Origin of the sequence: Actinacidiphila sp. bgisy167, assembly GCF_965342175.1 — a bacterium.
Lineage (GTDB): Bacteria > Actinomycetota > Actinomycetes > Streptomycetales > Streptomycetaceae > Actinacidiphila.
Genome location: NZ_CBDRBL010000086.1, coordinates 19,559 through 28,582 on the forward strand (window position 1 = coordinate 19,559; position 9,024 = coordinate 28,582).

The window sequence follows — 9,024 nt, forward strand, 5'->3', positions numbered from 1 at the left end:
CCAGTCGAACGGGGTCCGCCGGCGGGCACCGGGGACCGGTGCCGGCCGGCCGGGGCGAACGACCCGGTTACCACTTACTGTGCAAGGAACGTTGACGTGACTGACCTCGATGCGGGGCGCAGGCGCCTGCTGAAGATGTTCGGACTCGGCGCGAGCGCCACGACCGCGGCCGTCCTCCAGGCCGATCCGGTCCTCGCCGCGACCCTGGGGTACGACGAGAAAATGGGCGTCTCCCCCGCGACGTACCGTGCGCCGGACGGTCTGGCCGAGGACACCGCGGCCAAGCGGACCGCTCTGGACTGGATCGCCGCGCACGAGAACGTCATCACCAAGCTGAGCGACGACGTGTGGGAGTACGCGGAGCTGTCCCTGCGCGAGTGGAAGTCCTCCCTGGCCACCGCCCACCTGCTGAAGGCGAACGGCTTCCGTGTCCAGTGGGGCTCGGCCGGCCTCCCGACGGCCTTCGTCGCCACCTACGGCAGCGGCGGGCCCGTGATCGGTTTCAACGCCGAGTACGACGCGCTGCCGGGGCTGTCGCAGAAGAAGGGCGCGGCCGGTCACGACCCGCTGGTCTACAACTACGACGCCTACGGCCCCACGTACGGTCCCGGACACGGCGACGCCCACAACGCGCTCGGCGCGGGCGGCACGGCCGCCGCGATCGCCGTCGCCAAGGCCGTCGAGGCGCACCGCCTCAAGGCCACGGTGAAGGTGTTCGGCAGCGCCGGCGAGGAACAACTCGTCGGCAAGGCCTACGCCGTCAAGGCCGGCGTCTACGACGGCCTTGACGCGTTCTTGGACTGGCACCCGTTCAACATCACGGTGCCGTTCTGGAACACCACCAGCGCACTGATATCCGCCACTTTCACCTTCCTCGGCGCCTCCGGCCACGGCGGCACCCCGCTGGGCAACAAGAGCGGCCTGGACGGGGCCCTGCTGATGGCGACCATGTCGGAGTATCTGCGCGAGAAGAACGTCGCGCCCTCGGGCCGGTTCCACTACGCGATCATCAACGGCGGTGGCGCCCCCAACGTGACGCCGGACATGTGCTCCATCTGGTTCTTCGTCCGCGAGGGCAGCCCGGCGCGCGCGAAGGTGCTGTACGAGAAGATCGTGGACTGCGCGAAGGCGGCGGCCCAGGCCAGCCAGACCCGTCTGGTGCACAAGTTCCACTCCGCGACGTGGAACCTGCTGGCGAACAAGGCGGGCGCGGAACTCCTGGCCGACAACATGCGGCAGATCGGTGCCCCGAAGTTCACCGACGCCGATCACGCCCTGGCCAAGGCCGTGCAGAAGTCGCTGGGCCGGCCGGAGACGGGCATGCCCACCGCGCTGACCCCCCTGGTTCCCCCGGCGGCCGCCTACACCGGCGGACTGGCCACGGACACCGCCGACATCAGCTGGCAGGCGCCCACCGCCGTCCTGCTGTCGGCGACCTACCCGCCCGGCCTGCCGAACCACAACTGGGGGGTCACCGCCACGGCGGCCACCAACATCGCCCACCAGGGCCTGCTCTCCGCGGCCCGGTACCTCGCCGCCGGCGCCGTCGACCTGATCGAGCAGCCCGAACGGCTCGAGGCGATGCGGCAGGAGTTCAAGGGCCGCACCGAGGGCGTCGCATGGGCCTCGATGATCCCGGACGGCACCCAGCCGCCGCTGTACGAGCCGCCCGCGGACTTCCTCAAGGCGACGGGCCAGAACTGGCCGCCCGAGGGCGTGACCTGGCCCGTGCCGCCGGTGATCGCCGCCGAGCAACTGGGCACCACCGGGCCCGATCTGCCGCCCGTGTCCTGATTTATCTGGGACTGGCCTGCACTGCCCTGCCCTCGGGGGGCGCCATGCGGCGCCCCCCGAGGGCAGGACGTCAGTACCCGGTGTGCGGGTTCACAGCGGTCAGGCGCGACCGCCGTTGACGCGCCGGCGGCGCAGCATGTAGACACCGCCACCGGCACCGGCGACCAGGAGCGAGGCGCCGAGCAGGGTTTCGGGGGTGTTCATGCCGATGGAACCGCCGAAGCCGGTGTCGGGGCCGCCGCCGTTGCCGCCGCCACCGCCGCCGCCGTTGCCGCCACCGCCGCCACCGCCGTAACCGCCGCCACCGCCGTAACCGCCGCCACCGCCGCCGCCGTGGCCGCCCTTGCAGCCCTTGTTGCCGCCGCGGCCGCCGCCCCACGAGTCGTCCATGTTGCGGCCGTCGTCGGAGGCGCCGCCGAAGCTCTGCGCGGTCAGGTCGTTGCCGTTGCGGTTGTCGTCGTTGCCGTTGTCGCCGTTGTCCCCGCCGTTGTCCCCGCCGTTGTCACGGCCGTTGTCGCCGCCGTTGTCGCCGCCGCCCTCACGGCCGCCGCCACCGTTGCCGCCGCCGTAACCGCCGTCATCGCCGCCGCCGTAGCCACCGCCGCCGTTGCCGCCGCCGCCGTAGCCACCGCCGCCGTTGCCGCCGCCGTAGCCACCGCCGCTGTCGTCGCCCCACCACGACTCGCATCGGTCGTCGCCGCCGTAGCCGTGGCCGCGTCCGTAACCCCCGCCGTGGTCACCGCCGCGACCGCCGCCGTAGCCACCACCGCCGTAACCGCCGCCGTGGTCGCCGCCGCGGCCTCCGCCGTCACGGCCTCCACCCTCACGCCCCTCGTTGCCGCGGCCCTCGTTGGCGCCGTTGTCGGCCGGGATCCGCAGGGTGTCGGTGTCGGTCTCCACAATGCCGGCGTTGGTGCACGTCACGACAATGGTGTAGGTGCCGGGGTCGATTCCCTGCGGGACGGTGAACGTACCGGTCCGGCCCGTCGCGGTGACCGTGGGCAGCGAGAAGGTGCCCGTCGGCAGGAACAGTCCGCCCGGGGAGGAGACGGCGGTCGCCGTACCAGCGAGGCAAGCGGCCCCGTCAGCGTTGATGGTGACGGGCTGTCCGGGATCCGCGGACGACGGGATGACGTTGACGCTGGTCTGGGCGAACGCGTGTGACGCTGGGAGAATCACCGCAGCGACCGTCATGGTCGCCGCCGCGAGAATGCGTGAACCACGCATGGGGAGGACCTCCTTGCGGACGGAGCAGGCGGGATGGGAATCCCGCGACACGTACTGCGACCTCGTCCTTGGAATCCATGGCACGAGCGCGGAGATCTTCACGCACCTCGGAATCGGCGCAGGCGGTCCCCCGGACGGGGCAGCACAGCCACAGACCGGCCGGTATCGCCGCAGGTGACAGCCATGCCCGCGACCACATCAAAAAAGTGTGAAGAGCCTGTCAAACGGGTGACGGGCAGTCAGTGCCGATCCCTGTCGTGAAGCCGCTCAGAGCCGACGCCGCGTCAGTCGATGACATGCCGACTCGGGTGACGGGTCGACAGTCGCGACAAGGCTGGTGGGGGTAGCCCCGAGCCCCTGCCTGCGTTCGGCCCGGGGTCCGCGCTGTGAACGCCGGGAGAACCGTCAGATGTTGGCAGCATCGGCACATACGGGATAAAAAGGCGCTAAAGCTCCTGGCGCCGCATCAAAGGCGACTGCCCCGCTGATGCGGCGCCAGGAACCTGCCGGTGCACCGACGCACGCCCCTACCCCGAACTGGCGGTGTTCTAGGGCCTTACAGACGATTCCGGCACCGCCCCTGCCGCCCGCGGCATCACCGGCCACCGGGGGGCGGAGCCCTGCCCACCGCACAACGCGCCCGTCGGCACGGGGCCCTGGCACGAAAAGAGAACGGGAAATTGCAGGTCAGGCGAATAAGCACGGTTCGGCGAAGCACGGCACCGGCCCGACCGCGAGATCACGCACGGCCAAATAAACCACCCGGCCGAGGCGTTGAGCGACCCGCGCCGCCGCCCTCGCGCTGACGGACGCCGGCAGCCGGAACCGCATGTGATGCCTGCGGTGTTGGCAGTACGGCGATGCGCCCCGGCGGGAACAACCCTGCCGGACGCGCCCTCGGCCCCACACCCCGCCCCGGCACCGATACGGGGCCATCGGGTGTGGTGCCCTCCGGGCTGTCGTCAGGGCTGTCTTCCAGGCTGTTCCCGGTGTCGCAGCCCAGAGCCTGTCGTTGCAGGGGAGTTCGGCATGCCGGCGTCGGGTGATCGCCGCCGGCCATGACCGGGCACGAGACCGGTGCCGCGGTGCAGTCCTGTCCCCCTGCCGGGCAACGGCTCCGGTGGCAGGGGGACTTCTGGCGTGCCCGCACTGGCGTGGAGCCGTGCGCACCCGTGCGGCGGCGGGGAAGAGGCGAACGCCGGTGCCCGTCGCCGGGCTCACCGCGAGTCTCCTCCTGTGCCGGTTCCGGGCGGCCGCGGGCCCGCTCAGGGTCGGCGGCCGGGGAGCACCGCCAGGGCCTGGGAGCGCTGTGCGACCAGGTCGTCGTAGGTGCCGTCGCGCTCGGCGAAGCGGTGCATGAGGACGCCCTTCACGAGGATTTCGCGGGGGGGGGTGGGGTCCTGTGAGAGCAGGTGCATGACCTCGGTGGCGAAGTCGTCGAGGGGCAGCGCGTGCGGGTTGACCTTCTCCTGGCCCGCTGTGGCGACGGCCGGGGGGACGAGCTCGACGACGTCCACACCGGTGCCGTCGAGTTGGGCGCGCAGCGCCTCGGAGTAGGCGTGCACCGCGGCCTTGGACGCGGCGTAGCTGGGCATGGGCGGGAACAGCAGGAAGGCGATGCCGGAGGTGACCGTGATGAAGGCGCCGGCGCCGCGCCGGACCAGGTGCGGGGTGAAGGCGTCGATGACGCGGATGGTGCCGAGCAGGTTGGTGTCGATCGTGGCCTCGGCCGCCTCGAAGTGCGCGGGGTCGCGCAGGTCCTCCATGAGCATGACGCCCGGCATCGTCACGACGGTGTCCAGGGCGGGGTACCGGGCGAGCACGGCGTCGCGGGCGGAGGTGACGGAGTCACCGTCGGTGACGTCGACGCGGAACGTGCCGAAGCCTTCTCCGGCGAGTTCCGACAGTGCCGTCCGGGAGCGGCCGGCGACGGCCACGGTGCTGCCCGCCGCGGCGAACCGGCGGGCGAGCTCCCGCCCGATGCCCGAGGTTCCGCCGACGACGAGAACGGTGCGGTCGGAGAGGTCCACAAGATCTTCCTTTCGGTCCAGGACGCCGACGGCGTGCGGGCCGGCGGCGCGGACAGTGATGTCCGCCGTCTCTTGCAGGACGGCGTCACCGAAGTCTCGGGCCGGTCCCGCCGGGTGCGGCAGTGCCCCGGTCTTCCCTGGTCCTGCCAGGGCCCCCTCTGCGGCGCGAGCAGCGCATTACGGTGGCGGTATGAAGGATGAGGAATCCGGCAGCCGGCTCGGCAGCTACCTGCGCGCCCGGCGCGAGCTGGTCTCCCCCGCGCAGGCGGGGATCCCTTCCGGCGGCAACCGGCGGGTGCCCGGCCTGCGCCGTGAGGAGGTCGCCCTGCTCGCCGGCATCAGCCCCGACTACTACCTGCGTCTGGAACGAGGCCGCGACAAGAACCCCTCGCCGCAGGTCCTCGAAGCGCTCGCGCGGGTCCTTCGGCTCGACGACGTCGAGCGGACGTATCTGCTCGGCCTCGCGGCGGCCCGCCCCAGGGCGCCGCGCCGCAAGCGGCCCGAGCACGTACCGGAGCGGGTCCACGCGCTGCTGGCACACCTTCAGATCCCCGCGTTCGTCGAAGGGCGCGCGTTCGACGTCCTGGCCTCCAATCCCCTGGCCGTCGCGCTCTCCCCCCGGCTGCGGCCCGGCCAGAACCGGCTGCGTTTGCTGCTCCTCGACCCCGAGGAGCATGCCTTCCACCAGGACTGGCCGAAAGCCGCCGCCGATTTCGTCGCCGCCCTGCGCACCACCATCGGGGACGACACCGACAACCCGCGGTTCGTCGAGCTCGTCGGCGAACTCGCCCTGTCCAGCCAGCGGTTCCGCATCCTGTGGGCCCGCCACGACGTCCGGGGCCTGGACGGAGGCACGACCACGGTGAACCATCCCGTCGTCGGGGAACTGAGCCTGCACCGCGACAAACTCCCCATCGACGACGTCATCCTCGTTGTGTACTACCCCGACAAGGACAGCGACAGCGACGAGAAACTGCGGCTGCTGGGGACCCTCTCCCACACCGCGTCCCCCGGCACGGCACCCGACAGGCCGGCGGACCCCCCTTCCGCGAAGACCGTCTGAGGACCACTGCCGAGGCCGCGCCGCCCCCGTCTCATGGCGGCGAAGGCACCGGTGCCCCTCACCGCGGTCGCCGGCTGGAAGCGACCCTCGAGGAGGAGAACAGCCTGTGCGACGCAACGAGAGCGGCCCGCTCACGACCAGGGGCGTGCTGGTGCTGGTGGCAGCGGTGCTGGCCGCCTTCGCCGTGGCCATCCACAGCACCCGGGGCTCAGGCCCCACACCGCAGGAGTGCCGTTACATCGGGCCCCGGCCGCACTGCGCCACGCCCAGCCCCTCCCCGTCCGGCCTGCCGGGCCCCGGCTTCCCGACGAGCGGCATCTTCACAGCACCTGCCGGTTAGTGCCCGGTGCGGCGTCGTGGCCTTGGCCGGGTGAGGTGGACGCCGCTGCGACCTGGCGGGCAGTAGTCAGGCGTCCCGGGTTTGGTGTCCGAGCGATCCGGAGCCCCGGTAGGGTCGAAGCCCATGGAGAAGTGGGGCGCACGTCTGTATGGGGATTCGTGAAGGAGCTACCGGCACGCTTCCGCGTGCTGCTGGCAGGGCACACGGGGCACGAGCGTCATCCCGATCTGGCGTGGACGCCCGCAGCGTACGTCAGCCATGTCACCGACAACCTGCGGAACTGGGCAGAGCGACTCGCCGGAGCCCGGCTGTCAGGCGCTGTCCACCGTACCCGGCTACGACCCGGACCTTGTCGCGCAGGCCCGCCACTACAACGAGATCGCTCCCGCCGCGGCGCTGTGGTCACTGGAGCACGCGGTCGACGCCTGGGCGGAGTCGGTGACGTCGGCGCTGGAAGAGGGGATCGTGCTGCGGCATGCCACCCGCGGGGTCCAGCGCGCCGAGGATGTCGCGCGCAACAACGCCCACGACGGGTACCACCATGCCTGGGATGTCACGCGCATCCTGCGGTACGCGACACCTGCGTGAGCGAGGAACGACCCCCGCATGATCACAGGGATTCGCAGAGGCCGGCCTGGATCCGTATCCGTCCCAAGGCCGGCCCGGCACGTCCGTGTTGCCGTCCCGCTTCAGGAACCTGTGGGTCGAACCGCTGGGCCGGCGAAGGGTCGACGACGCGTACCGAGGCCTGATCTGGCGGCCCACTCCGGCACGGTCCGGCCGGGACCGGGCGGCCCGGTGGCGTGCCTGTCACCGGGCCGCCGGTGCCGGCACGCGCTGAGCCGCGTGCCGCACGGCCGCGATGGTTCAGCGGTCGTGGAGAACTGCCGGACGGGTGACCGGAACGACGGTCAGCAGGTCGTCCAATCCCTTGAAGTCGTCAGGGTTGGTGGTGAACAGGGGCAGGCCTTCGGCGATGGCGGTCGCGGCGATCATCAAGTCTGCGACCCGGCGCCGAGGTTTGCGGCCCGCGCCGATCACGGCGGCGCAGACCCTGCCGTAGATGCGGGCGGCTTCCGCGTCGAAGGGAATCGGATCGAACTCGTTCTCCGCGCGCTGCAGTACATCCATGCGCCGGGCACGTTCGGCGTACTCGTCGTAATCGCCCTGTTCGTCGTTTCTGCGGACCTCATGAGGCCCCGCCGACAGCTCGGCCAGGGTGATGGCGCTGATCGCCACCTCGACAGGCAGTTCATCCGGGTCCACCCACCTGCGGAGAATCATGATGTTGGTGTCCAGCAGCCCCTGTTCGTACTCAGCGGGCATAGGGGTCACCCGGCTCCTGATCGGCGGTGGCATCCTGATCGGCCCGGAAGGCGTCCAGCGATACATCCGGTGCGGTCCGCGACATGGCGGCAAACTCGCTGCGGGGCACAAAACGCCGGCGCCGGCGCAAGGGGACCAGCTCACCGATGCGGTGACCGTCCCGGGTGACGATGAACGCCTGGCCGCTCTGGACGGCGTCCATGATTTCTTTCGACCTGGTACGCAAATCACGCTGCGTGATCTCCGGCTGCGCTGTCATACCAGCCACCATAAACGCCGGTGGCACCTGGTGCCACCCCGTAGCACCAGGTGCCCATGGGGTGCGCGGGGCAGCCGCCCGAGCGAACGGGGTCGTCGGGCGCCGCCTGTCCGAGCGTTCGCCGCGCGGGACGCGGCCGGGCCGGCCCGCCTGGCCGGCGGGCCGGCCGTGGGCGGCCTGGCGCCGGACGCGGGCGTCACGTCACGGTGTGGGTGCCGGTGCCGGTCGAGGGGGCGGAGGTGGCGCTGCCGGAGTAGGAGGCGGTCAGGGTGTGGGGGCCGGGTCGGACGGGGTTGAACGACGCGGTCGCGACGCCGCCGATGAGGGGCACCACTTGCGGGTTGCGGTCGCCGAGGACCAGCACGATGGTGCCGGTGGGTGTGCCGGTCGAGGGCGGTGTCGCGGTGACGGTGGCGGTGACGGTGACCTTGGTTCCCGGCGAGGAGGGGTTGGGGGTGGAGGTCACCGTGGTGGTGGTGGCCTGCCGGGTCACGGTGTGCCCGTCGACGGCCTGGGAGGCCGCGTGGTCGGTGTCGCCGCCGTAGGAGGCGGTGACGGTGTAGGGGGCGGGGATGGCGGTGGTGTAGGTGTGGGTCGCGGTGGCCGCGCCTGCCGTCAGCGTGGCGGTGACGGCGGGTCCGCCGTCGCCGAAGGTGAAGGTCATGGTGCCGGTCGGGGGTGCGGTGCCGGTGGTCTGGGGTGTCACCGTGGCGGTGGCGGTCACGGTTTGGCCTGTCGCTGAGGGGTCCGGCGTGGTGGTGACCGCGGTGGTGGTGGCGGTCTGGCCGACGGTGTGCCGGTCCGTCGCCGTGGACGGCTGGTGGTGGGGGGATCCGTTGTAGGCGGCGGTGACGAGGAAGGGGCTGCCCAGGCGGGTGGCGTAGGCGTGGCCGGTCGTGGCGACGCCGGCGGTCAGGGGGGCCGTGGCGTCGGGGGTGCCGTCGCCGAAGGAGAACGTGACCGTGCCCGTCGGCACCGGCCCGCC

9 protein-coding genes are annotated in these 9,024 nt (G+C 71.8%); 4 read left to right on the top strand and 5 right to left on the bottom strand.

Features of this window, described 5'->3' with window-relative positions; genetic code table 11:
- Positions 1-96 precede the first annotated feature (96 nt).
- A complete protein-coding gene (locus tag ACRWND_RS25755; RefSeq protein ID WP_431953405.1) occupies positions 97-1,794 on the top strand; it encodes an amidohydrolase in 1,698 nt (565 codons plus the stop codon).
- A 99-nt stretch (positions 1,795-1,893) separates the two neighbouring features.
- Here ACRWND_RS25755 and ACRWND_RS25760 read toward each other — a convergent pair whose 3' ends face one another.
- Positions 1,894-3,021 (bottom strand): hypothetical protein, encoded by a 1,128-nt coding sequence (locus tag ACRWND_RS25760; protein ID WP_431953407.1) that lies wholly within the window; start codon positions 3,019-3,021, stop codon positions 1,894-1,896.
- Between the two features lie 1,265 nt (positions 3,022-4,286).
- Positions 4,287-5,051: an SDR family oxidoreductase gene (locus ACRWND_RS25765; RefSeq protein ID WP_431953408.1), complete on the bottom strand. Its 765-nt coding sequence runs from the start codon at positions 5,049-5,051 to the stop codon at positions 4,287-4,289.
- 190 nt (positions 5,052-5,241) lie between these two features.
- On the opposite strand from ACRWND_RS25765, the gene ACRWND_RS25770 reads away from it, so the two are divergent.
- The 3 genes from ACRWND_RS25770 to ACRWND_RS25780 all read left to right on the top strand — a co-directional run bounded on the left by ACRWND_RS25770 (position 5,242) and on the right by ACRWND_RS25780 (position 7,042).
- Positions 5,242-6,114, top strand: a complete 873-nt coding sequence (locus tag ACRWND_RS25770; protein ID WP_431953410.1) for a helix-turn-helix transcriptional regulator — start codon at positions 5,242-5,244, stop codon at positions 6,112-6,114.
- 106 nt (positions 6,115-6,220) lie between these two features.
- The gene (locus ACRWND_RS25775) at positions 6,221-6,454 is read left to right on the top strand and encodes a hypothetical protein (RefSeq protein WP_431953411.1); all 234 of its coding nucleotides are present in this window, start codon (positions 6,221-6,223) and stop codon (positions 6,452-6,454) included.
- A 258-nt stretch (positions 6,455-6,712) separates the two neighbouring features.
- On the top strand, positions 6,713-7,042 hold the full coding sequence (locus tag ACRWND_RS25780; protein ID WP_431953413.1) for a hypothetical protein: 330 nt from the start codon (positions 6,713-6,715) through the stop codon (positions 7,040-7,042).
- Positions 7,043-7,321: 279 nt separating this feature from the next.
- Here ACRWND_RS25780 and ACRWND_RS25785 read toward each other — a convergent pair whose 3' ends face one another.
- The 3 genes from ACRWND_RS25785 to ACRWND_RS25795 all read right to left on the bottom strand — a co-directional run.
- Entirely contained in the window at positions 7,322-7,780 is a 459-nt protein-coding gene (locus tag ACRWND_RS25785) for a type II toxin-antitoxin system VapC family toxin (RefSeq protein ID WP_431953415.1), read from the bottom strand.
- Complete coding sequence (locus ACRWND_RS25790) at positions 7,770-8,039, bottom strand: type II toxin-antitoxin system prevent-host-death family antitoxin (protein WP_431953417.1); 270 nt, start codon at positions 8,037-8,039, stop codon at positions 7,770-7,772. Before ACRWND_RS25790 ends, ACRWND_RS25785 begins: the two co-directional genes overlap by 11 nt.
- 196 nt (positions 8,040-8,235) lie before the next feature.
- On the bottom strand, positions 8,236-9,024 hold a 789-nt coding region (locus tag ACRWND_RS25795; RefSeq protein WP_431953419.1), incomplete at its 5' end, for an Ig-like domain repeat protein.

What these genes read in the sequence shown, in the direction of transcription:
- ACRWND_RS25760 (WP_431953407.1), bottom strand. Translation starts at nt 3,021, where the DNA reads ATGCGTGGTTCACGCATTCTCGCGGCGGCGACCATGACGGTCGCTGCG.
- ACRWND_RS25770 (WP_431953410.1), top strand. Translation starts at nt 5,242, where the DNA reads ATGAAGGATGAGGAATCCGGCAGCCGGCTCGGCAGCTACCTGCGCGCC.
- ACRWND_RS25780 (WP_431953413.1), top strand. Translation starts at nt 6,713, where the DNA reads ATGTCACCGACAACCTGCGGAACTGGGCAGAGCGACTCGCCGGAGCCC.
- ACRWND_RS25785 (WP_431953415.1), bottom strand. Translation starts at nt 7,780, where the DNA reads ATGCCCGCTGAGTACGAACAGGGGCTGCTGGACACCAACATCATGATT.
- ACRWND_RS25790 (WP_431953417.1), bottom strand. Translation starts at nt 8,039, where the DNA reads ATGACAGCGCAGCCGGAGATCACGCAGCGTGATTTGCGTACCAGGTCG.